Annotated in this window: 18 protein-coding genes; 4 read left to right on the top strand and 14 right to left on the bottom strand. The window is 70.8% G+C overall.

Annotated features, from left to right (window positions below):
• Complete coding sequence (locus AC1HIL_RS38535) at nucleotides 1-396, top strand: DUF4150 domain-containing protein (protein WP_398491755.1); 396 nt, start codon at nucleotides 1-3, stop codon at nucleotides 394-396.
• A 108-nt stretch (nucleotides 397-504) separates the two neighbouring features.
• On the top strand, nucleotides 505-1455 hold the full coding sequence (locus AC1HIL_RS38530; RefSeq protein ID WP_479669594.1) for a helix-turn-helix transcriptional regulator: 951 nt from the start codon (nucleotides 505-507) through the stop codon (nucleotides 1453-1455).
• 15 nt (nucleotides 1456-1470) lie between these two features.
• Here AC1HIL_RS38530 and AC1HIL_RS38525 read toward each other — a convergent pair whose 3' ends face one another.
• The 7 genes from AC1HIL_RS38525 to AC1HIL_RS38495 are packed head-to-tail and all read right to left on the bottom strand — an operon-like array spanning nucleotide 1471 to nucleotide 8459.
• A complete protein-coding gene (locus AC1HIL_RS38525; RefSeq protein WP_479669596.1) occupies nucleotides 1471-2601 on the bottom strand; it encodes an SMP-30/gluconolactonase/LRE family protein in 1131 nt (376 codons plus the stop codon).
• Nucleotides 2602-2637: 36 nt separating this feature from the next.
• Nucleotides 2638-3528: an alpha/beta fold hydrolase gene (locus tag AC1HIL_RS38520; RefSeq protein WP_479669597.1), complete on the bottom strand. Its 891-nt coding sequence runs from the start codon at nucleotides 3526-3528 to the stop codon at nucleotides 2638-2640.
• A complete protein-coding gene (locus AC1HIL_RS38515; RefSeq protein ID WP_479669598.1) occupies nucleotides 3525-4340 on the bottom strand; it encodes a shikimate dehydrogenase family protein in 816 nt (271 codons plus the stop codon). Before AC1HIL_RS38515 ends, AC1HIL_RS38520 begins: the two co-directional genes overlap by 4 nt.
• Nucleotides 4333-5151 carry a sugar phosphate isomerase/epimerase family protein gene (locus AC1HIL_RS38510; protein ID WP_479669600.1) on the bottom strand — a complete coding sequence of 273 codons (819 nt, stop codon included), beginning with the start codon at nucleotides 5149-5151 and terminating at the stop codon, nucleotides 4333-4335. The genes AC1HIL_RS38515 and AC1HIL_RS38510 overlap by 8 nt, the downstream gene beginning before the upstream one ends.
• Entirely contained in the window at nucleotides 5148-6590 is a 1443-nt protein-coding gene (locus AC1HIL_RS38505) for an FAD-dependent oxidoreductase (protein ID WP_479669601.1), read from the bottom strand. The genes AC1HIL_RS38510 and AC1HIL_RS38505 overlap by 4 nt, the downstream gene beginning before the upstream one ends.
• 23 nt (nucleotides 6591-6613) lie before the next feature.
• Nucleotides 6614-7441, bottom strand: coding sequence for an alpha/beta fold hydrolase (locus AC1HIL_RS38500; protein ID WP_479669602.1), 828 nt, complete (start codon nucleotides 7439-7441; stop codon nucleotides 6614-6616).
• A gap of 10 nt (nucleotides 7442-7451) precedes the next feature.
• Complete coding sequence (locus AC1HIL_RS38495; RefSeq protein ID WP_479669603.1) at nucleotides 7452-8459, bottom strand: Bug family tripartite tricarboxylate transporter substrate binding protein; 1008 nt, start codon at nucleotides 8457-8459, stop codon at nucleotides 7452-7454.
• Nucleotides 8460-8582: 123 nt separating this feature from the next.
• Between AC1HIL_RS38495 and AC1HIL_RS38490 the strand changes: the two genes are divergently transcribed.
• On the top strand, nucleotides 8583-9470 hold the full coding sequence (locus AC1HIL_RS38490; RefSeq protein WP_057589983.1) for a LysR substrate-binding domain-containing protein: 888 nt from the start codon (nucleotides 8583-8585) through the stop codon (nucleotides 9468-9470).
• A gap of 169 nt (nucleotides 9471-9639) precedes the next feature.
• Complete coding sequence (locus tag AC1HIL_RS38485; RefSeq protein ID WP_479669604.1) at nucleotides 9640-12792, top strand: PAS domain-containing protein; 3153 nt, start codon at nucleotides 9640-9642, stop codon at nucleotides 12790-12792.
• 22 nt (nucleotides 12793-12814) lie between these two features.
• Here AC1HIL_RS38485 and AC1HIL_RS38480 read toward each other — a convergent pair whose 3' ends face one another.
• The 7 genes from AC1HIL_RS38480 to AC1HIL_RS38450 all read right to left on the bottom strand — a co-directional run bounded on the left by AC1HIL_RS38480 (nucleotide 12815) and on the right by AC1HIL_RS38450 (nucleotide 22081).
• Entirely contained in the window at nucleotides 12815-14428 is a 1614-nt protein-coding gene (locus tag AC1HIL_RS38480) for a patatin-like phospholipase family protein (protein ID WP_479669605.1), read from the bottom strand.
• 273 nt (nucleotides 14429-14701) lie between these two features.
• Entirely contained in the window at nucleotides 14702-16351 is a 1650-nt protein-coding gene (locus tag AC1HIL_RS38475) for an ankyrin repeat domain-containing protein (RefSeq protein WP_479669606.1), read from the bottom strand.
• A 148-nt stretch (nucleotides 16352-16499) separates the two neighbouring features.
• Nucleotides 16500-17045 carry a nucleotidyltransferase family protein gene (locus tag AC1HIL_RS38470; protein ID WP_479669607.1) on the bottom strand — a complete coding sequence of 182 codons (546 nt, stop codon included), beginning with the start codon at nucleotides 17043-17045 and terminating at the stop codon, nucleotides 16500-16502.
• Between the two features lie 73 nt (nucleotides 17046-17118).
• Nucleotides 17119-19494, bottom strand: a complete 2376-nt coding sequence (locus AC1HIL_RS38465) for a TonB-dependent siderophore receptor (RefSeq protein WP_479669608.1) — start codon at nucleotides 19492-19494, stop codon at nucleotides 17119-17121.
• 102 nt (nucleotides 19495-19596) lie between these two features.
• Nucleotides 19597-20559, bottom strand: coding sequence for a FecR domain-containing protein (locus tag AC1HIL_RS38460; RefSeq protein WP_479669609.1), 963 nt, complete (start codon nucleotides 20557-20559; stop codon nucleotides 19597-19599).
• Nucleotides 20560-20564: 5 nt separating this feature from the next.
• Nucleotides 20565-21050, bottom strand: a complete 486-nt coding sequence (locus tag AC1HIL_RS38455; protein ID WP_261206237.1) for a sigma-70 family RNA polymerase sigma factor — start codon at nucleotides 21048-21050, stop codon at nucleotides 20565-20567.
• Between the two features lie 131 nt (nucleotides 21051-21181).
• Nucleotides 21182-22081, bottom strand: coding sequence for a LysR family transcriptional regulator (locus tag AC1HIL_RS38450; protein WP_057589988.1), 900 nt, complete (start codon nucleotides 22079-22081; stop codon nucleotides 21182-21184).
• Nucleotides 22082-22165: the final 84 nt, after the last annotated feature.

The following is a 22165-nucleotide window of genomic DNA, read 5'->3' as shown; positions in this document are numbered from 1 at the left end:
ATGTTCGCGAACTGCCAGTTGATGGGGACCGATATGGCCTTTCCGGACGTCTGTATGACGCCGGCCGCGCCCTCCCCGATCCCGGTGCCCTACACGGACATTGCCCTCGGACCCACCGCCATCCCGAACTGTCCGACGATCCTGATCATGGGTGGGCCGGCGCACAACCTCGCCACGACGATTCCGATGACCAACGGCGACAACCCCGGCGTCCTGCTCGGCGTGGCCTCCGGCACCGTGATGGGCCCGAGCCGGCACACGACCGGTGCCAACACCGTGCTGTTCAACGGCATGCCCGCCACCCGCCTCACCAGCACCACCATGCAGAACAGCACCAACGCCATGGGCGCGCGCATCGCGCCGAGCCAGACGCTGGTGCTGATCCTCGCACCCTAAGGTCTATCGCCAATGGCCAACGCGGCAAGGGGCGCCCTAGGACCTCCGGCGGAGTGTCAAGCAGGCGCGCGATCACTAGCATCCGCTGTTTTCCGATTTCTTCCTCGCATGTCGAAGACCTTCAAGCGCGGGCGCCACCACGCAGCCCCGCACGAGACCGCACCCGACACCGAACGGCTCATCGCACGCCTCTGGTTCGAGCCGGTGCTGAGCTTCCAGTACCGCTGCGCGAAGAACGACGCAGTCGAGGTCCGCAGCCGCTCGCATGCGCCGCTGTACGTGTTCTGCGACGACGGCTGGCGCGTGCGGATGGCCGATGGGATTCATCTCGCGAACAGGGGCGACATCCTGTTCCTGCCGCGTGGCGGCGTGCACCTCGTCTTTCGCGACGAACAGGTCGTGCCGCGCGGCATCGAGGACCTGGTTCGCGCGGGCTTTCGCAACCGCCATGGTGTCTATGCGGTGGGCTCCGAGCACGACGCGCTCGTCGCGGGCAGCTTCTTCGAGACCAGCGCCCTGATGGAACACCCGCTGATGGCGCTGCTGCCCGAGGTGGTGCTCTGCAAGGCCGGCGAGGGCGCCGGGGATGCGCGCGTGGTCGACTGGGTGCGCTGGATCTCCGACCTCGACGCCGGCAATGCGATAGCGATGGGGCCTTCGATCAACGGCATCCTGCGCATGCTGCTGTCGCGCCACTTCGCCGACCCGGCCCATGCGGTGGGACTGGAAGCTGCACCCGGACGCCGCGATCGCCAGCTCTCGACGGCCGTGCTCGCGATGCACGAGCATCCGGCGCGCAACTGGACCGTCGATGCGCTGGCGGCGCTGTGCCACCTGAGCCGCAGCGCCTTCGCTTCGCGCTTCAGCCAGCAGTTCGGCCTGCCGCCGCTGCGCTACCTCTTCCACACGCGCATGCGCATCGCCGCGCGCCTGCTGAAGGAGCAGCGGCTCACGCTCGACCAGGTGGCACAGCAGGTGGGCTACTCGAACGGGCTCGCGCTCTCGCGTTCCTTCAAGCGCGCCACCGGCATGCGGCCGCGCGGTCAGGCGCAGCCCTGACGAGAGCCCTCGACCTCAGGGCGCGGGTGCAGCTCCGCTCTTGCCCACGCGCAGCCGGTACACCTTGCCCACGCCCACGGTCGCCACGTAGAGCATGTTCGCCTCAGTCCCGCGGCCGAAGCCCACGTTCACCGGGCTCTCGCGGTTCGGCAGCACGAGCCGTGCCACGAGCTGGCCCGCGGGCGTGAGCACGTAGAGGCCCGGCCCGCCGGGCGAGGATGGCAGCGCGAGGTAGACGTTGCCCTCGGTGTCGGTGGCCATGCCGTCGACGCAGCCGGCCTTCTCGAGGTCGAGCAGCACGCGCGGCGCGCCAGGATTGCCCTCGGCATCGAGCGCATAGGCCAGCAGGCCGCCCGAGCCGGTGCGGTCGAGCGGGGCCGGGCCCTGCTCGCCGAGCGCGTTGCTGCCGGGGTCGCACAGGCCCGCGTAGAGCGTGCGCCCGTCGGGCGAGAGTTCGACGCCGTTGACCTTGGCGTTGTCGCCGAGGATGCGGGCGATGGGCCACAGGCCCTTGGCGCCGCTGCCCGCGACCGGCGGGTCGAGGCGGTAGACGGCATGGATGCGCTGCTCGATGGTCTCGGGGCCGAACAGCCGCAGGTCGGAGAAATAGATACGGCCCGCGCGGTCGATGGCCACGTCGTTGGGCGCATTGAGCTGCCGGTTGTCGTGGAAGTAGGCGACCACGCGGTAGTCACCGCTGCGCAGATCGGTCACCGACACGCGGCGACCGCCGAAGTCGGCACCCTCGGCCGCCACCAGGCGGTCCTGCGCATCGATGGCCAGGCCCGCCGCCATGTTGCTGGGCTCGCGGAACACGCGCGGCCGGCCGCCCGGCGGAATCATCCAGATGCGGCCGCCCTGCACGCCCCTGGCGTCGCTGCAGCCGACCGAGCGCGTGATCTCGGTGAAATAGACGCTGCCGTCCGATGCGGTGGCGATGCCCTCCATCACGCCGCAGCCGCCCGCATGCACGGTCTCGAACGCGGTCGATGGAAAGAACTCCTGCTGGCGAGTCAGCGCCGCGTCCTGCAGGCCGCTCAGGCGCACGGGTGGCTGGGGTTGCGCGTGCACAAGGGCAGACTGCAGCAGCGCCAGCGCGATGCACAGCGGCGCCAGCAGGTGCGAACGCAGGGTCCTGTCTCTCATGGTCTTCTTCTCCTTCGTGAATCCGGGTGCACCCATTCAGGCATGGTGCCGCAGGAAGGGCAGCACCCGCGCCAGCACCTCGTCGGGCGCCTCCTCGGCCATCAGGTGGCCGCAGTCGACGGTGCCGCCCTCCACGGTGTCGGCCCAGGTCTTCCAGACTTCGGCCGGGTCGGGCCGCGCGGTGTTCGACGCGCTCCACAGCACCTGCACCGGGCAGGCCAGGCGACGTCCGGCCGCGAGGTCCTCGCGGTCGTGCTGCAGGTCGATCGAGGCGGCGGCGCGGTAGTCCTCGAGCATCGCGTGGCGCACCGACTCCTTCGCGAAGGCGCGGTGGTATTCGGCCAGCGCCTCGGGCGTGACGGCGTCGACCTTCTGCACCATGTTGCGCAGGGTCCAGTCGAGGTAGTAGGCGGGATCGGCGCGCAGCATGCGCTCGGGCAGGTCGAAGGGCTGCGCGAACAGGTACCAGTGGAAGGCCTTGAGCCCGAAGGCCATGCCGGCGCGCTTCCACATCTCCTCGGTGGGAATCACGGTGAGCGAGACCAAGCAGCGCACGGCCTCGGGCGTGTCGAGCGCCAGGCGGTAGCCCACGCGCGCGCCGCGGTCGTGGGCCATGACGGCGAAGCGCTCGAAGCCCAGCGCGCGCATCAGCGCGAGCTGGTCGGCGGCCAGCGTGCGCTTGCAGTGGTTGAGGTGCAGCGGATCGCCGGCGGGCCCGGTGCTGTCGCCATAGCCGCGCAGGTCGGGCGCGACCACGGTGAAATGCCGTGCGAGCACGGGCGCGACACGGTGCCAGGCCACATGCGTCTGCGGGTAGCCATGCAGGAGCAGCAGCGGTGGTCCGCTGCCGCCGACTTCGACGTGAATCCGCGCATCGCCGAGTTCGATGTTGCGCGCCTCGAAACCGGGGAAGAAGGGCGCGCTCATCGCAGCACCTCGGCAAAGAAGTCGGCCATGGCCTCGAGCTGCTCGTCCATCATGTGGCGACCATGGACGATGCGCGCGCCCATGGATTCGGCGAGCGCGAGCAGCGCGGTGGTGGGCGGCTCCATGATCACGTCGGCCACCGCCTGGCCCGCGCGGATCGCCGAGGGCGCGATCGGCAGCGGATCGTCCGCGCGCATGCCGGCGGGCGTGGCGTTGACGAGCAGGTCGCGCGGGCTCTCGCCATCCCATGCGCCGGCGTTGCAGCCGAGCGCGCGCAGTCGCGCGACGAGATCGGCGCGCTTCGCATCGTCGGCATCGCGGATGTCGATGGAGGCGGCACCCGCGGCGGCGAGCGCGAAGGCGATCGCATTGCCCGCGCCACCGGCGCCCGCGAGGCCGACGCTGCGGCCCCGCACCTCGAAGCCGTTGCGCACCAGGCCCGCGAGAAAGCCGGCGCCATCGAGCAGCTCGCCCTGCCAGCCCTGGCCATGGCGGCGCAGCACGTTCACGGCGCGGGCTTCGCGCGCCGCGCGCATCAGCTCGATCGGCAATGCCGCCACCTGCTGCTTGTGCGGCACGGTGACGACGATGCCCGCGAGGTTGCGCACCGCGTGCAAGCTCTGCAGCAGCGATGCCACGTCGTCGGCGCGCACATGCAGCGGCACCAGCACGGCGTTGAGGCCGCGCCGCTGCAGGCGCTGCGTCAGCGGCAGCGGCGCCTTCACCTGCGCGATCGGGTCGCCGATGATGCCGAGCACGGCGGTGCTGCCGTCGAGCTTGAGGCCGTTCCAGTCGAGGGTGTTGTCAGGCATGGGCGAAGCCGTTTCGTTGCAGGAATGACGTGGTGGCGCGATAGGCGGCCGCGGCGCGCGCCTGCGGATCCATCGTGGCCATGCGGATGGCGCTGGGCGCCTCGACCGACAGCAGTGCATCGCCGGCCAGGGAGGCGAGCAGCGCGGCCAGCGGCAGCGCGCCCTCGCCCGGAAACAGCCGGTGGGCCCGGCCTTCCTCGGCGGGCGAGAGGCCCGGGTGGCGCTGCGCGGGCGCGTCGTTGATCTGCATGAAGCCGTGGTCGATGCGCTCGGCATGCATCTGCGCAGGCTGGCAGCCGGCACGGCAGAAGTGCAAGGCATCGACCACGATGCGTGCATCGGACGCCGGCACCGCGGCCACCAGCCGCTGCGCATCGGCCAGGCTGCGCGCGGCGGTGTAGACCATGAACTCCACGCCGAGCGACAGCCCGTGCGGCCGCGCCCGTTCGGCCAGCGCGGCGATGCCGTCGGCGGCGCGCGCGAGATCGGCATCGTCGACATTGACCATGAGGCAGCGCGCGCCCAGCGCCTGTGCCGATTCGAGCACGCCGGCCAGGGCCGCGGCGTCGAAGTCCGGCTTGATGCGCGCGATCTCGATGTCGTGCACCGCCATGCCCAGGTCGCTCAGCCGCGCCAGCGTCTCGCGCAGCATCGCGCCGCCCACGGCCATCGGGAACGGCGCCTCGCCGAGGCGCGCGGGCAGCAGGCGGATGCCGACACCCGCGAAGCCCGCCGCATGCGCGGCCTCGAGCAGCCGCGGCGGCGTCGCATCGAGCATGCCGAGATGGGCCAGTGCGAGCCGGAAGCTCATGCGGTTGCCTGCGCTTCCGGTGCCACCGGCGCGGTCTGGCGCAGCGGCACGCCCTGCGCGATCAGCAGCGCCTGCAGCCGGCCCACGTCGACCTCGCGCGGCAGCACGCCCGCATCGGCCGCCAGCGCGGCCGCGGTGCCGGCCGCCTGGCCCGTGAGCCAGCATTGCGGGATCTCGCGCATGAAGCCGTGCGAGTTGGTGTCGCACGAGATGTGCTTGCCCGCGGCGAGCACGCCGTCGAGCCGCTCAGGCACCAGCGCGCCGTAGGGCACCGAGATGTTCGGGAATTTCGGCGAAGGACTGGGGCTGATGCCGATCTCGTCGGCCTCGACCGCGCCCGCGTCCCAGTCCGCGCGCCGCACGCTCTTGACGCCCGCGAGTCGCCGGCCATGCCGGGTGCCGATCTGCGGCGCCATCAGCATAGTCCAGGCCTGCTCGAAGCCCGGCGCATGCGCGCGGTAGAAGGCCAGGTGCTCGGCCATGCTGCGGCGCGACTCCCATTCGACCTGCGTCATCTCGTCGACGTCGAGCGCGCTGAAGCCCGACTTGCGCGGACCGAGGAAGGTGGCGACGTCGTCGCGCCAGGAGACGATGGGCTTCTCGAAGCTGCCCAGCGTCTCGCGCCCCCGCGCCAGCAGCGCCGAGTAGGCCTGCGGCTGGTGCGCGCGGAAGTCGAGCCAGCGCCGCATGTCGACGCCCGCGAACAGCCACGAGGTGTTGATGCAGTGGTGGATGTCGTGCGCGTCGATGTCGGACGAGAAGGCCGCGCCTGCGGCGGCGTAGAGGTCGCCCTCGCCCGTGGTGTCGACCACCACGCGCGCGAGGATGGCGCGCCGGCCCTGCTTGCTCTCGAACACGGCGCCGGTCACGCGCCCGGCCTCGGCGATCGGCGCGACCATCCAGCCATGCAGGATCAGGTCGACGCCGGCCTCGCGCACCATCTGGTGATACACGCCCTTGAGCATCTCGGGGTCGATGGTCGGCGAATGAGTCACCACGCCATGGAAGGCCGCGGTGCGCAGCGACCAGTGCTCGGCCTTGGCGGCGTCGCGCGAACCCCAGTCCTCGCGCGGCGGGCCCGCGACGGCCTCGCGGCCCAGGCGGTCCATGAACTCGGCCGCCAGGCCCTGGATCACGTGCCGGCCCGACCAGTCGGTCATGCGGTCGATCCAGATCACGAGGCCGCCGGTCGACAGGCCGCCCAGGTGGTTGTAGCGCTCGAGCAGCACGGTGCGCGCGCCGCTGCGCGCCGCGGCCACGGCGGCCGCCACGCCCGACGGTCCGCCGCCGAGCACCAGCACGTCGCAGCGTTCGTGCACCGGCACCTGGCGCGCCGGCTCGGTGATGTGGCCGTGCGGCTGGCGCGTGCGGCGCTCGCCCTGGCGTGCGTGTACGTCGGAGCGGAAAAAATGGCGTTCTTCGGGGGTCAGGGTTCCCATCGCGAGGCTTTCATTCAGGTCAATCAGGAGGACGAAGCGGCCGGGGCCGCGAGATCGGTCAGCAGTTCGGTCAGCGCCGCGGGCGCGGTGACCATGGCGTCGTGCCCGGTGGCCAGCGTGCGCAGTTGCCAGCCGGCATCGGCGCGCACGCGCGCCTTGGTGGGTTCGAGCGTGGCGATCGGGTCGCCCGTGCACTCGATGTAGGTCCTGGGCAGGCCGTTGCCCAGCGGCGCCTTCAGCAGCAGCGGCTGCAGGTAGGTGCCCACGGGCTGCGGCGTGAGGTGGCGCGCGACCCAGGCCGCGTCGGCCGGGTCCTTCACGCCGAAGGCCGCGGGCGGCAGCGCGGCGGCCGCACCCACGCCGCCGCCCGTCTCGCGGATGGCCTTGAGGCGCTGCTCGACCACGGCCGGCGGGAAATCCGAGAACAGGCTCTTGCCGGACTCGAGCAGCAAGGCATCGAGGTAGACGAGCTGGCGCAGCCGCTGCGGCACGCGGTCGGCCACGCCGGAGATCACGATGCCCGCGTAGCTGTGGCCCACCAGCACCACGCGCTCGAGCTCCTCGAACTGCAGCAGGTTGACGACGTCCTCGACGTGCGTGTCGAGGTTGATCTGCGGCGAGATCAGGTGGCGGCGCTCGCCGAGGCCGGTGAGCGTGGGCGTGTACACCGCGTGGCCGCGTTCGCGCAGCCGCGCCGCCACGCGCGACCAGCACCAGCCGCCGTGCCAGGCGCCGTGCACGAGCACGAAGGTGGAGGGCTGTGCCGCACGCGCCGGTTGCGCGAGGGCGGCCGATGCGAGCCCGGCACCGGCGATGCCGGCCGCGCCCGAGAGGAGGTGTCGGCGTTTCATGCGCGGCCCCTCATTCGCCGCGCACGCCGGTGCGCTGGATCACGCCGCCCCACATCGCCGTGTCCTGGGCGATGGTGCGCGTCAGCGCCTCGGGCGCGGTGCCCAGCGCCTGCCAGCCCTGGTCGAACAGGCGCTGCCGCACCTCGGGCGCCTTCAGGATGCGCGCGATCTCTTCCGACAGCCGCTGCACCACCGGCGCCGGCAGGCTCGCGGGGCCGAAGATCGCGTTCCACGAGGCCACGTCGAAGGACTGGCCGGCCGCCAGCGCCGACTGCAGCGGCGGCAGGTCCGCGAAGGCCGGGAACGGCGCCGCGGTGCTGACGCCATAGAGCCGCAGCCGCCCGTTGCGCGCCTGCGGCACGGCGATCGACGGGATCATGAACGACAGGTCGATCTGCTGCCCCATCAACGCGGTCGCCACCTGCGGGAAGCCCGGAAACGGCACGTGCACCGCCTGGATGCCGCTCAGCGTCTTGAGCAGCTCCATCGCCAGGTGTGAGCCCGAGCCCGGCCCGACCGAGCCGTAGCTGAGCCGGTCGCCGCGCGAGCGGGCATGGGCCAGCAGGCCGTGCAGGTCGGTGGCGGGCATGTCGGTGCTGCCGGCCAGCACGAAGGGGCTGCTGCCCACCAGCGAGATCGGGCGCAGGTCGCGCGCCACGTCGTAGGGCACGGCGGGGTTGAGCAGCTTGGCGGTGGTCAGCGGGCCGTTGCCGGTCAGGCCGATGGTGTGGCCATCGGTGGCCCGGGCCACCGCGGTCACGCCGATGGTGCCGGCGGCGCCGACCTTGTTCTCGACGATCACCGCCTGGCCCAGCGCCTGCGCCAGCGGATCGGCGACGGTGCGCGCCAGGGCGTCGGGCGAGGAACCCGGCGGAAAGCCGACGACCAGCCGCACGGGCTTCTGCGGCCAGGGCGCCGCGGCCCGCGCCGGCCGCACCCAGGCGGGCACGACCGAGGCCGCGAGCGCGCCCTGCAGCAGGCGCCGCCGCGGCGGCGAGAAGGACGAGGGGTGAGGCATGGATGCGGTCTCCTGTTCGGGCTCATGAGGTCCCGTGAGGCCTCATTCTTGACCCGCAATTCAGCTCGGAACGTGATGTTTGATGATCGCTTCCATCACGTTCCGTGATTGAATCGAGGCCCCATGCCGACCCCGAACACCCCCGCCCCGCGCAGCCACACGGCCGACATCGACCTGCTGCGCGTGTTCGACACGCTGGTGCGCATCGGCAGCTTCACCACCGCGGCCAAGGCGCTGTCGCGCACGCAGTCGGCGGTCAGCATGCAGATGCGCCGGCTCGAGGAGCAGCTCGGCGTGCAGCTGGTGGAGCGCGGCAGCCGCAAGCTGGTACCCACGGCCGAGGGCCTGCAGCTGCTGCCGCTGGCGCGCCAGATGCTGCGGCTCAACGACCAGCTGTTTCGCGACGTCGATGCGCAGGAGGTCTCGGGCAGCGTGCGCCTGGGCTCGATCGAGCACTACGCCACGCGCGTGCTGCCGGCGCTGATCGCCGAGTTCTGCCGGCTGCATCCGCGCATCCACGTCGAGCTGCAGCATGGCGTGTCGTCGCTGATGCACGCCGAGCTGGGCGCGCGCTACGACATGGTCATCGGCATCGGCCCGGTCGGCTCGGGCGAAGGGCTGCCGCTGTCGAAGTCGCGCATCGTCTGGGCCGCCGCGCCGGGCTCGTCGACGCACCTGCAGCGGCCGCTGCCGCTGGCGCTCAATCCCGAGGGCGCGATGCTGCGCGACTGGGCCACCCATGCGCTCGACCGCGCCGGCATCCCCTGGCGCATCGCCTACACCAGCACCACGGTCACCGGCCTCGAGGCCGCGGTGCGCGCCGGCATCGCGGTGGGCGTGTTCCGCGAGGCCACGATCTCCAAGCGGCTGCGCATCCTCGGCGCCAAGGAAGGCCTGCCCGCGCTGCCCGAGTCAGAGGCCTGGCTGGCCACCGCGCCGCTGCCGGGGCGCAAGGCGGCCGAATTGCTCGAGGCGTTCCTGATCCACCGATTGCGCAAGTCGCAGCGCTGAACGGCGCGCGTGGCGGACAGGCTCCCGTCCTGTCAGCGTCCGCCCTCGGCCGGGCCTGAAACCCGCTGACTTCCCGCCGGCACCGCGCCCCTCTATATTTGCCGGCTATTCCGCCCGACGAGGCGGCGGCGACGGCGAGGCTGCGGCTCGCCCACGAAAGGCGCAGGCAATGGTGGACGGTTCCGGCAACACGCAGCGAACGGACGACGAAGGGGAACGCGCGCACCTGGCCTTCCTCGAGGGCGGCGGCGAGCTGGGCCGCCTGGTGCGCGACTTCCCCTGGGAGCGCACCTCGCTCGGGCCGATCGCCACCTGGCCGCAGAGCCTGCGGACCGCGACCAGCCTGCTGCTGCGCTCGCCGGTGCCGATCGTGATGCTGTGGGGCGAGCCCGGCTTCATGATCTACAACGACGCCTACTCGGTGTTCGCGGGCGGCCGCCATCCGCAGCTGCTGGGCTCCGAGGTGCGCCAGGGCTGGCCCGAGGTGGCGGACTTCAACGACCACGTGATGAAGGTCGGCCTGGCGGGCGGCACCCTGGCCTTCAAGGACCAGGAGCTGGTGCTGCACCGTCACGGCAAGCCCGAGCCGGTGTGGATGAACCTCGACTACTCGCCGGTGCTCGACGAGAGCGGCCGCCCCGCCGGCGTGCTGGCGATCGTCATCGAGACCACCGAGCGCGTCCGCGCCGAAGCCGCGCTGCGCGAGAGCGAAGCGCGCGCCAGCGGCGTGCTCGAGGGCATGGCCGAGGGCTTCGTGCTGGTCGATGCCGGCTACCGCGTGCTGGCCATCAACGCCGAGGGCATGCGGCTGGAGACGCGCTCGCGCGAGGAGATCATCGGTCGCACCCTGTGGGAGGCCTGGCCCGGCACCTTCGAGAGCGCCTTCGGCCAGCTCTATCGCCAGGCGATGGGCGAGCGCCGGCGCGTCGAGATCGAGCACTTCTACACCTGGCCCAGCGGCCGCAGCGCCTGGATCGAGATGCGCGCCTATCCCTCGGGCGACGGGCTCGCGATCTTCTACCGCGACATCTCGGAGCGCAAATCGGTGGAGGAGCGCGAGCGCTTCCTGCTCAAGCTCAGCGACACGGTGCGCGACCTCGCCGACCCGGTGGCCGTGACCCGCGCCGCCGCCGAGCTGCTGGGCCGCCACCTCGCGGTGGGGCGCGCGGGTTATGGCGTGGTCGATGCCACGCAGAAGAACGTGACCGTGGCACGCGACTGGAGCGCCGGCGCCCTGCCCAGCCTCGCGGGCGAATCGCGCGTGCTCGACGGCTTCGGCCCCGAGGTGGTGGCCGAGCTCAAGGCCGGGCGCACCCTCGTCATCGCGGACTTCCGCGCCGATGCGCGCGCGGGCGGCGCGTATGCCGACACCTGGGAGAGCATCGGCACGCGCGCGCTGGTCGTGGTGCCGCTGCTGCGCGCGGGCGCGCTGCGGGCTGTCTTCTACCTGCACGAAGCCGCGCCCAGGCCGTGGATGCCCAACGAGATCGAACTGGCCGAGTTGACCGCCGAGCGCACCTGGGACGCGGCCGAGCGCGCGCGCGTCGAGGCGCGGCTGCGCGACAGCCGCGACCGGCTCGCGATGGAGACCCAGACGCTGGAGATCATCAACGCCACCGGCGCGCAGATCGCGGCCGAGCTCGACCTGCAGAAGCTGGTGCAGCACGTGGTCGATGCGGGCGTGGAGCTCACGGGCGCGAGCTTCGGCGCCTTCTTCTACAACGTGCTCGACGAGGCCGGCGAGCGCTACATGCTCTATTCGCTCTCGGGCGCCGACCGCGCCGCCTTCGAGAACTTCGGCATGCCGCGCGCCACGCCCGTCTTCGCGCCCACCTTCCGCGGCGAGGGCGTGATCCGCTCCGACGACATCCTCGCGGACCCGCGCTATGCGCAGAACCCGCCCAACAAGGGCATGCCCCGCGGCCACCTGCCGGTGCGCAGCTACCTCGCGGTGCCGGTGGTCTCGCGCTCGGGCGAGGTCATCGGCGGGCTGTTCTTCGGCCATGTGCAGACCGGCATGTTCAGCGAACGCTCGGAACGCGTGATGGTCGGCCTGGCCGCGCAGGCCGCGATCGCGATCGACAACGCGCGGCTGTTCGATGCCGTGCAGCATGCCAACACCCAGCTCGAGGAGCGCGTGAAGGCGCGCACCGCCGAGCTCGAGCTCGCGCACGAGCGGTTGCACCAGTCGCAGAAGATGGAGGCCGTGGGCCAGCTCACCGGCGGCATCGCGCACGACTTCAACAACATGCTGGCGGTGGTCATGGGCTCGCTCGAGCTGCTCAAGCGCCGCATGGGCGACAGCGACCCGCGCGCCCAGCGCTACACCGAATCGGCCATGGACGGCGCGCGCCGCGCCGCCGTGCTGACCCAGCGGCTGCTCGCCTTCTCGCGCCAGCAGCCGCTGCGGCCCGAGGCCATCGACGCCAACAAGCTGGTGGCCGGCATGTCCGACCTGCTGCGCCGCGCGCTCGGCGCCGAGGTGCAGCTCGAGACCGTGCTGGCCGGCGGCCTGTGGCGCGCGCACGCCGACCCGAACCAGCTCGAGAACGTCATCCTCAACCTCGCGGTGAACGCGCGCGACGCCATGCCCGAGGGCGGCCGCCTCACCATCGAGACCCAGAACGCCCACCTCGACGGCCACTATGCGACCACCCACCTGGGCGTGCCCTCGGGCCAGTACGTGATGATCGCCGTGACCGACACCGGCATGGGCATGAGCGAGGAGGTCATCGCCAAGGCCTTCGATCCCTTCTTCACCACCAAGGGCGTCGGCAAGGGCACCGGCCTCGGCCTGAGCCAGGTCTACGGCTTCGTCAAGCAGACCGGCGGCCACGTCAAGATCTATTCGGAGGTCGGCCATGGCACCACCGTCAAGGTCTACCTGCCGCGCTTCGCCGGCGCCGGCGCGGACGATCCCGATGCCGAGCGCGCCGACGAGGTGCCGCTCGGCGAGATGCAGGAGGTGGTGCTGGTGGTGGAGGACGAGCCGGCCGTGCGGCAGTTCAGCGTCGACGCGCTGACCGAGCTCGGCTACCGCGTGCTCGAGGCCGACGGTGCCGCCGCCGCCCTGCGCCAGCTCGAGGCCCATCCCGAGATCGCGCTGCTGTTCACCGACGTCGTCATGCCCGAGGTCAACGGCGCCAGGCTCGCCGAGGAAGTGCGCCGCCGCTGGCCCGCGGTGAAGATCCTGTTCACCACCGGCTACACGCGCAACGCGGTGGTGCACAACGGGGTGCTCGACGCGGGGGTGGAGCTGATCGGGAAGCCGTTCACGCTGGAGGCGCTGGCGGTGAAGGTGCGGCAGGTGCTGGAGGGCTGAACCCGCCAGCACCCCGCTCGCGCTAGCGAGCGGCCGACAGCTGCTGGTCGCCCGGCGGCAGGAAGCAGAACGCCATCGGCGTGTCGTGCTCGTAGTCCAGCGGCACCCCGTAGCAGTCCTCGGTGTGGTCGATCTCGACGCCGATGCAGATGGGCACGTACGAGTCCGGATTCACGCTCGGCACGTCGGCGGGCGCGGCCTTGTTCTGGATGAAGAAGTAGCCGAGCTCCTCGGTCGACACCAGGCTCCAGAGCTGGCGGTCCCGTGCGGCGTCCTGGCGCGCCTGGACGATCAGCTTCGGCGCGACGCCGGTATCGCCGCCCGACAACGTCATGACGAAGCCCGTTCCCATCGCCGTCTCCAGGTACCACCAGTCCTTTTCGGTGGAGGGCACGAACTTCCAGAGCTGGTTCTTCACGCTCGGGTCCGTCATGGGTTTGCGGCTGTAGGCGATGACCTGCGCCCCGGACGCATTCGATGCGTCCTTGATGTCGAGCACGCGAACGATGTTGCCCTTGTGGCGGATGAAGAACTCCGTCTTCAGCGGATCGATGTGGCTGGCCTTCTGCGCCGCCGTCTTCGCGGGCGCCGACGAAGAGCGGCCCACGGCCGGGCCTGACGCCACCACGTCCCGCTTCCAGTAGGCATCGATCAGCGCCAGCGCGCCCGTGATGTCCACGCTGTTGCCATGGCGCTGCAGCAGCGAGAGCGCCTGGTCGTTGGTCGAGTTCTCGGGAATGAAGCACGGCAGCCTCGGATTGAGGTTCACGTAGCGGTCGCCCAGCAGCATCTTGGCGATGTTCGGCATGAGCTCCGTGGAAGTCCCGTTGAGGCTCATGTCCAGCACCGGCGACGCGCCCTTCTGGTTCATGAGGAAGGGCGTGATGTTGTCGAAGGGGTTGCCGTCGCCATTCATCCACTGCGAGGCGCCCCAGTCGTGGGTATCGCTCTGCAGCCAGTAGGGCATGTAGCCGGTTCCGATCGTGATCGCGGCGATCTGGTCGAGCGTGTAGCCGTTGCGCACCGCGAGGGCGATCGCGGCGACCGTGGGGTCGTGGTTGAAGAAGGCGCCATCGACATTGCCGTTCATCGAGCCGAGCTGCCCCGGCATGGCGCCGCTCGAGGTCGCCGCATGCGCGATCAGGGTCTCGGCATTGCCCTCGAGGCCGTCGAGCCTGTCCCGCTCCGTGCCGAGCATGTTGGTGAACATCATCGGCTTCCACGGGGTGGGCATCATCTTGCCGTCATGCTGGTCCGGCTCGACGCCGCCGACATTGAACGAGACGAGCAGCACGTCGTGCCGCGCATTGGCGATCGGTGTCGTGCCATGGAGCTCCTCCTGGCTGGCCAGCACCTCGTCGATCGAGTAGGCGGGCTTTCTCGGATCGGGATTCATGGCGTTGTAGAAACTCAATTCCTTGCCGGTGAACAGCTTGATCAGATGCTCGGGCTTCTTGCCCGCCAGCAATTCGCTGCTGATGATCGCGCCGGTCGAGCAGCCCGCGAACATCTTGGTCTGGTCCAGCAGCGCCGTGTCGGCGTTGTACAGGCGCTGCAGGATGGTGGCCGAGAGCAGACCACGGATACCGCCACCGACAAACGAGATGATTGTGTAGAAGCCAGGTTTAGTCGACATCACGAATCTCCTTTGAGTTGACCCCAATTGGGGAATCGCAGTGTCGATTTCCGATATTGGATTTGCACCTTACTTTTTCTTGCAACCGCCCTTCGAATACCGCTGGCTCGCGCCTTCGATGAGGACAAACGTATAGCTACGGATTCCGGTGAAATTGCGTGCAATTGCCTCTGGCATTCGCACGCGAAATCTATTTCAGCGAGCTATCGGGTGTAAGAAGTTTCCAATAGCCGCTCTTTCGGAAAGGGCCATCTCGTTCCCGATCTTCGTCACTCATCCGGGCGTCGCGGCGAGCAGGAATTCCGTGACCTCTTCCGAGAACGCCTTGCGCGTCCCGTCGATCAGCACCGTATCGGCACTGGCCGGATCGGGTCGCGCGGTCGGCATGCCATGCGCGACCAGGGCCTCGGCGCAACCCAGCCAATCGCCGCCCTCGACGGGCTGGTTGTACGAGGCCCATGACAGCGAGCCGATGGCGTTGTCGCCATAGCCGTGCTTCTCGGTCCAGCTCGCGCCGTGCTCGAGCAGGAAGCGCGCGAGCGCGGCATCGCCACGGAACACGGCCTGGTTCAGCGCCGAGGCATCCCAGTCGCCGCCGCGCGCGGCGATCGGCCAGCCGCAGCGCACCATGGTCCGCACCGCATCGCCGCAGCCTTCCTGCGCCGCGAGTTCGGACAGGAGGCGAAGCTGCGATTCCGACAGCGTGTCGACGAGGCCGGGATGCACGGCCTGCAGCGCGCGGGCGGCCGGCTCGTCGGCGCGCGCGCAGGCCGCGATGAAAGCTTCCTGCGGCGCGTCCTGTGCCTCGCCACCGGTGCCTTCGAGCAGGCGCGCCACCTCCACCAGCCCGAAGCGTAACGCCAGCGTGCGCGCATCGATGCCCTCGCGCGTGCGCGCCGAGGTATCGGCACCCGCGGCCAGCAGGGCTTCGATGTGGGCCGGCGAACGGCGACGGCGAATCGCCCACAGCAACGGCGTGCCCCACTCATGGGTCGGCGCGCTGCCGGCGCCCTCGTTGGCATCGCCGCCATGGGCGAGCAGCAGCTTCAGCGCCTCGACATCGTCGAGGTCGAGCACGCGGTAGAGCGCGTTGGTGCCGGTCACGCGCGCGCCCGCCGCGAGCAGCAGCGCGGTGCAGGCGCGGTTCTCGAGCGAGTGGTAGAGCGACTCGTTGTCGTCGGGATCGGCGCCGGCATCGAGCAGCAGCCGCGTGGTTTGCGGATCGCGTTGCTGGCCGGCCGCGCCGAACAGCGCCGTGAGCCGCTCGTCCTCGTTCGGCGCGGCCAGCGAGGCGGGCGGCCAGCGGTTGCCGATGGACTGGTCGGCATCCGCGCCGGCCTCGAGCAGCAGGCGCACGCAGGCGCGCATGCGGTCGCGGTACGCCGGCAATTGCAGGAAGGCCGAGTGCGTGACGGCCACCAGCGGCGGCAGCTTCAGCGGCCCGCCCGCGCGATGCACCCATGAGGGATCGCGCGCGATCGCGGCGCGCAACGCGGCCTCGTCGCCGACGGCGCAGGCCAGCCAGGGATCGTCGCCGAGCAACCGCGGCGTCTCGGCGAGCAATCGCTCGGCCACCGCGGGCCGCGCTGCGTTGTTGCCGCCGGCCACGTCGCCCGCATAGACCAGGGCCAGCCAGTGCCGCAGCGCCCTCGCGGGATCGGCCACGGCGGCCTGGCGCGCGAGCACGAAGCCCTGCAGGTCGGCCCAGGAGACGAAGCCGTATTCGCGCGCGATGCACGACTGCGCGTCGTGCAATCGCAGGTCCATCGCGGCAATGGCCGCGTCGCTCCTCGCGGCCGCGGCCGGCAGGTGCGCGCGGAACTGCGCGATGGCCGCCGCGTCGCCCTGGCGGTAGGACGACAGCAGCGTCTTGGCTTGCTTCTTGAGATGGCCCAGGTCGGGCCGAGGGGGGATGCGCTTCACAGGAACCTCCGTGCATCGACGCCGAAGACCCGCAAATTCGGCTGCACAAAGGACTGCTGGTTGCTCAGCGTGCGAAAGCAAGTGGGTTCAACCCTTCCCGCGGGCCCGGGCGCGGCTTGCAACCGCGGGCCGCATGTTAGCGCATCGCTCAGGGCTCGATGCGAAGCCAAGGCCAGCGTGCGAGGTACGAGGCCGCCTTGCGCTCGAACAGTTCGCGGTGCGGCACCAGCGGATTGATCGTGAGCACGCCCTCGTACAGCAGTTCCAGGCCGTTCGGCGCATAAAGCTCGCCGGGCCGCACGCCGACGCAGGTGGCGGGCACGAGGAAGCGGTCGATGCCGTCGCGCGCGCTGTGCAATGCGTCGTAGCGCTCGCCGAAGTGCGACTCGTACCAGAGATGCACGCGCGCCTGGTTCGCCACCTCGACCTCGATGCCGAGGTCGCCGAGCAGCGCATCGGCACGCGCCTGCACGCGCGCCTCGCCGGCCTGGCTCAGGTCCTCGGCATCGAAGTAGAACAGGTCGTAGTCCTTGATCCGCGCTTCCGGCGCGTCGCCCGAGCGCAGGTTCCAGACGGTCTGGAACAGGCAACCCGCGACCAGCCAGCCGTCGGGCAGGGCCAGCGCATCCCAGCGCTCGAGGATGGCGCGGTTGTTCGGGTTGCGGCGGATGTCGTCGAGGAAGCGGTCGTGCATGGAAACGGGGAATCGGCTGCGATCGGAAGCCCGGCATTCTGCGCCGTCCCGTGCACCGGATCCGCGCGCGACCTCAATAGCTCGCGCGCAAGGTCAGCCGCACATTGCGCGGATCGCCATACACGCTGTAGAAGCGCGAAGGCAGCCGCGCGTAGTAGACGCGATCGAACAGGTTGTGCACGTCGAGCGTCAGCGACAGGTTCCTGTTGAAGCGGTAGCCGACCTGCGCATCGGCCACGGCATAGCCGCCCTGCACGGCCGCGCCGCGGTCGGTCTTGCTGACGGCGCGCACGCCCAGGCCCACATGCAGGCCCGCGACCGAAGGCTGCTGGAACTCGTAGCGCGTCCAGAGCTTGACGGTGTGCTTGGGCTCCTCGCTCGAGAAGGGCTTGCCGGCGTTGCTCGGGTCGTCGGCGTAGCGCGTGTCGAGCCGGGTGTAGCCCGCGTAGAGGTCCCAGCCGCGCGCGAGGCTGCCCGAGACCTCGGCCTCCCAGCCCTTGCTGCGGACTTTGCCCTCGGCGACGAAGAAGCCGGGGTTGTCGGGATCGGTGACGGCGCGGTTGCGGTCCTCGATGCGGAAGGCGGCCAGCGAGGCGTTGAGGCGGCCGTCCATGAAGCTGCCCTTGGTGCCGATCTCGAACTGCCGGCCCACGCGCGGCAGCAAGGCGGCATTGCCGACCGCGAGCTGGGTCTGCGGAATGAAGATGTCGCTGTAGCTGCCGTAGACCGAGATGTCGGGCCGCAGTTCGTAGACCAGGCCGCCATAGGGCGAGAACTTGTGATTCACGCCGCCGGCATCGCGTTTCCACGTGCCGGGCGTGGGCAGCAGCGTCTGGCTCTCGCTCTGGTAATGGCTCACGCGGCCGCCGAGCACCAGCGTGAGCGGGTCGGCGAGCCGCAGCCGCGTCTGGCCGTAGAGGCCGCTCTGCTCGCTGCGCATGTTGCTGCCGAAGCGGAACGGGATCGGGCGGTCGGGGACGTAGAGGTTGTAGATGTCGACCTGCGGGATGCCGACCGAGCCCGAGAGCGAGGTCTCGTCGCGCTTCGAGTGGTTGGCGCCGATCAGCAGGTCGTGCTTGCGGCCCCACAACTTGAAGCTGCCCGCGAGGTTCAGGTCCAGCCCCTGCCAGGTGGTCTCGCCGCTCTGGGCCTGCAGCGTGTAGGCCGCGCGGTTGTCGAGGCGCACCAGGCCGTTGATGTAGCCGTAGCGCGAGTCGCCGTCGATGCTGCGCCGGATGTAGGCGGCCTTCGCGACCCAGTCGTCGTCGAAGCGGTGCACGAACTCGGCATAGACCTCCTTGGCGGTGCCCGAGCTGCCGCTCCAGTCGGTGCCGAAGAAGGTCTTGCGCGGCGCATTGAGGAAGCTGCCATTGGTGTAGGTGCCCGGGCCGTAGTCGATGCCGCGGTCGTGCTGTGGCTGCACGCTGCCCGACAGGCTCAGCGTCGAGCGCGGACCGAGGTCTGCCTCGACGATCGCATAGCCCAGCGTGTGGCGGCTCGTGCCCTGGGTGCGGAAGCTGTCGCCGCCCTCGGAGGACAGCAGCGCGCGGCCGCGCACCGTGCCGGCCTCGTTGAGCGGGCGGCTGATGTCGATCTCGCCGCGGTGCTGGTTCCACGAGCCGGCCGACAGCAGGCCCGAGATCGCGGGCTCGGCCAGCGGCCGCTTGCGCACCAGGTTCACGGTGCCGGCCGGCGTGCCCGATCCCTGCAGCACGCCGGCGGGGCCGCGGAACACCTCGACGCGGTCGTACATCGAGAGGTCGAACTGGCGCAGGTACTGGATGCCGTTGTTGAACGGCAGGCCGTCGTACTGCACCTCGGAGGCATAGCCGCGCGACTGGAAATAGGCGGTGCCGTCGCCGTAGGGAATGGCGGTGACGCCGACGGTCTGGCGCAGCGCGTCCTCGACCGTGGTCATGTTCTGGTCGTCCATCTGCTGGCGCGTGATGACCGAGACCGAGTTCGGCACGTCCTTCCACGGCGTGGGCGTCTTGCCGGCCACGGTCACGGCGCGGGCGGCATAGGAGCCGCTGCCTTCGGTGAGCGCGCTGCGCTCGCCGCGCGCGGTCACCACCACGGGGGCGAGGCCGCCGTCGCCCGATGCCGCGGCGCCATCGGTGGCCGCCTTGCGCAGGCGGTAGTTGCCGGGCGCGACCGGCACCGCCTCGAGGCCGCTGCCGGCCAGCAGGCGCCGCAGGCCCTGCTCGATGCCCTGGCCGCCTTCGAGGCCGGGCGAGCGCAGGCCCTCGGTCAGCGCGGGATCGAAGGACAGCGTGATGCCGTTCGCGCTCGCGAAGCCGTAGAGCGCCTGGCTCAATGGCCCGGGCGCGATGGCCTGGGTGGATGGCGCGTCGGCGGCCCGGGCGATGGCGGGCGGCAGCGCGGCGGCGAGCGCCGCGGCGAAGGCGATGGCGGTGAAGCGATGGCGCGAAGCGAAGGAGGAAGGCATGGCGGGTCCGGTCGACAAGTCGGTGAAAAGGTGTTGCTTTCTGACTTGTCGAACGAGCGCAGAAAAAGGGACACGCAGCGCCGCGATGCGCGCGCGCCGCCCTTACCCCGGTGCGCGCGCCCCGACCGTGACCCAGTAGCGCGTGCGCGTTCGGACCTGCACCGGCAGCGTCTGCGCCAGGGTGGCGAGCACTTGGTCGGTGTCGGCGACCTGGAACACGCCCGAGATGCGCAGGTTCGCGACCTCGGGCGCGCAGTGCAGCACGCCGGAGCGGTAGCGCGAGAGCTCGGCGAGGAAGTCCTCGAGCCGTTGCCGGTCGGCCACCAGCGCGCCCTGCGACCAGGCATCGGCACCGGCCGCGATGGCGCGCGGCGTGCCGGCGGCGTCGCGCGTGAAGTCGACCTCCTGGCCGGCGCGCACGACGACGCGGGTCGCGTCGGTTGCGCGCGGCGCGATCTCGACCGCGTGCTCGAGCACCGCCACGCGCGTGCGCTCGTCGCCGCCGCGCACCGTGAAGCGCGTGCCGAGCGCGCGCACCCGGCCCTGCGCGGTCTGCACGAAGAACGGCCGCGCGGGCAGCCCGGCGGCATGGCTGGTCTCGACCAGGATCCGGCCCGCGCGCAGCAGCACCACCCGCTCGCGCTCGTCGAACACCACGTCGGCCGCGCTGCCGGTGTCGAGCAGCAGCCGGGTGCCATCGGCCAGCACGAAGCCGCGCCGTTCGCCGACAGCCGTGCGGTACTCGGCGGCGAGCTCGACGCCCCAGGTGCGCCAGGCCAGCCAGGCGGCAGGACCGCCGGTGGCCAGCAGCACCGTGGAGCGCAGCAGCACGCGGCGGCGCAGGCGGCGCGCGCTCTCGAGCGTGGGCACGCCGAGTCCCGTCGGCACGCGACCGAAGGTGCGCGCCAGTTCGTCGGCGGCCTGCCAGGCGCGTTCGTGCTCGGGCGCCTGCGCGCGCCAGGCATGCAGGGCGCGGTGCCCGGCCTCGTCCATCTCGCCGGCATGCAGCTTCACGAGCCAGTCCGCGGCCTGCAGCACCACCGGGTCGGCGCTGCGCGGGCGCATGGCGTTCAAAGCATCGAGGCGATGCATTGGGCAAAACCCGCGCGCATGTCGCGCTTGACGGTACGCACCGACACCTCGAGGCGCTGCGCGATCTCCTCGTAGCCCAGGCCCTCGAGCTGCGACAGCAGGAACACGGTGCGCGTGCGCGCGGGCAGCGCGTCGAGCATGGCGTCGATGCGGTGCAGCGCCTCGATCACGAGCAGGCGGTCCTCGGGCGAGGGCGCCAGCGGCTCGGGCATGGCGGCCAGTTGCTCGAGGTAGGCCTGCTCGAGCGCGCGGCGGCGGAAGTGATCGACCAGCAGCCCGTGCGCGACGGTGCGCAGGTAGGCGCGCGGCTCGTGCAGCTGCTGCGCCTTCGAGGGCGCGGCGACCAGCGCGAGGAAGGTGTCGTGCGCCAGGTCGGCCGCGTGGTGGATGTCGCCGAGCTTCCTGCGCAGCAGGGCCTGGAGCCAGCCGTGGTGGTCGGCATAGAAGGCCTCGACGGCTTGCATTGGAGTGGCGCGCGGGCCCATGGCGACGGTGTCTACACAAGAGAGGGCGCGAGGGCCCTACGATGCAAATGAGAACTATTATTATAAACAGACACCTGGCACCGGCGGCATGGAAGCGCGCGAGCGCCCGCTCACTTCAGCAACGGAAAGCTCTGCGGCAACACCGCGAGCCAATGCCGCGCGGCCACCGACAGCCGCGTGGTGCGGCGACGGATCAGCGAGATCCGGTGGCGGAAGCTCGCGAGGTCGGAGATCGCGATCCGCCGCATGCCCCACTGCTGCGCGATGTCGGCGGCATAGCCCGGCACGATCAGGAAGCCGGCGCCCTGCCGCGCGAAGCCCAGCGCCGCCGTGAGCGAACCGACCTCGATGTGGTTCTCGAAGCGCAGCTGCGTGCGCGCGAAGATCTGGTCGAGCGTGCGGCGGATGCTGTAGGAATCGCGCAGCGAGATGTAGTTGTAGGGCAGCAGCTCCGCGGCCCGGATCGAACGCCGGCGCGCGAGCGGATGCGCGTCGTCGACGATGGCATACATCGCGTCCTCGATCGCCACGGTGGCCTCGAGGCCGCTGATCTCGGAATCCGTGGCGCAGAAGCCGATGTCCACCACGCCCGAACGCACGCGGTCGAGCGTCTCGTCGGTCGAGCATTCGTGGATCTCGAAGTCGATGCCGGGATAGCGCTGGCGGTAGCTCGCGATCGGCCCCGCGAGCAGGCCGTAGTGCATCAGCGGCGAGGCGGCCACGCTGACCTTGCCGCGCTCCAGCGTGATCAGCTCGGTGATGCTGCGCTTGGCGGTCGCCATGGTGGCCGTCACGTCCTGGGCGAACTCGAAGAACTCGCGCGCCGCATCGTTGGGCACCACGGTGCGCGTGGTGCGCTCGAACAGGGGCATGCCGAGCTGGTTCTCGAGCTCGGCGACCATCTTGCTCGCCGCGGACTGCGAGATGTGCAGGCCGTTCGCCGCCACGGTGAAGCTGCCGGCCTCGTAGACGGCGAGGAAGACCTGCAACTGGCGAAAGGAGATATTCATTCCGTCTTCTACTGAATGCAGTAGAAAAATTCCATTGTGGCATGGGACTTCGCCGCGCAAGATGCGCCGGCTCACACAGACCAG

The sequence above is a fragment of the Variovorax sp. ISS6 genome (genome assembly GCF_056523145.1).
This window is presented reverse-complemented; position numbering and strand designations above follow the sequence as displayed.

Coding starts and splice junctions, on each gene's coding strand:
- AC1HIL_RS38455 (WP_261206237.1), bottom strand. CDS start 21,050: ATGCAAGCCGTCGAGGCCTTCTATGCCGACCACCACGGCTGGCTCCAG.
- AC1HIL_RS38470 (WP_479669607.1), bottom strand. CDS start 17,045: ATGCACGACCGCTTCCTCGACGACATCCGCCGCAACCCGAACAACCGC.
- AC1HIL_RS38525 (WP_479669596.1), bottom strand. CDS start 2,601: ATGAGAGACAGGACCCTGCGTTCGCACCTGCTGGCGCCGCTGTGCATC.
- AC1HIL_RS38450 (WP_057589988.1), bottom strand. CDS start 22,081: ATGAATATCTCCTTTCGCCAGTTGCAGGTCTTCCTCGCCGTCTACGAG.
- AC1HIL_RS38505 (WP_479669601.1), bottom strand. CDS start 6,590: ATGGGAACCCTGACCCCCGAAGAACGCCATTTTTTCCGCTCCGACGTA.
- AC1HIL_RS38485 (WP_479669604.1), top strand. CDS start 9,640: ATGGTGGACGGTTCCGGCAACACGCAGCGAACGGACGACGAAGGGGAA.
- AC1HIL_RS38520 (WP_479669597.1), bottom strand. CDS start 3,528: ATGAGCGCGCCCTTCTTCCCCGGTTTCGAGGCGCGCAACATCGAACTC.
- AC1HIL_RS38465 (WP_479669608.1), bottom strand. CDS start 19,494: ATGCCTTCCTCCTTCGCTTCGCGCCATCGCTTCACCGCCATCGCCTTC.
- AC1HIL_RS38500 (WP_479669602.1), bottom strand. CDS start 7,441: ATGAAACGCCGACACCTCCTCTCGGGCGCGGCCGGCATCGCCGGTGCC.
- AC1HIL_RS38460 (WP_479669609.1), bottom strand. CDS start 20,559: ATGCGCCCGCGCAGCGCCGACCCGGTGGTGCTGCAGGCCGCGGACTGG.
- AC1HIL_RS38490 (WP_057589983.1), top strand. CDS start 8,583: ATGCCGACCCCGAACACCCCCGCCCCGCGCAGCCACACGGCCGACATC.
- AC1HIL_RS38480 (WP_479669605.1), bottom strand. CDS start 14,428: ATGTCGACTAAACCTGGCTTCTACACAATCATCTCGTTTGTCGGTGGC.
- AC1HIL_RS38495 (WP_479669603.1), bottom strand. CDS start 8,459: ATGCCTCACCCCTCGTCCTTCTCGCCGCCGCGGCGGCGCCTGCTGCAG.
- AC1HIL_RS38515 (WP_479669598.1), bottom strand. CDS start 4,340: ATGCCTGACAACACCCTCGACTGGAACGGCCTCAAGCTCGACGGCAGC.
- AC1HIL_RS38510 (WP_479669600.1), bottom strand. CDS start 5,151: ATGAGCTTCCGGCTCGCACTGGCCCATCTCGGCATGCTCGATGCGACG.
- AC1HIL_RS38535 (WP_398491755.1), top strand. CDS start 1: ATGTTCGCGAACTGCCAGTTGATGGGGACCGATATGGCCTTTCCGGAC.
- AC1HIL_RS38530 (WP_479669594.1), top strand. CDS start 505: ATGTCGAAGACCTTCAAGCGCGGGCGCCACCACGCAGCCCCGCACGAG.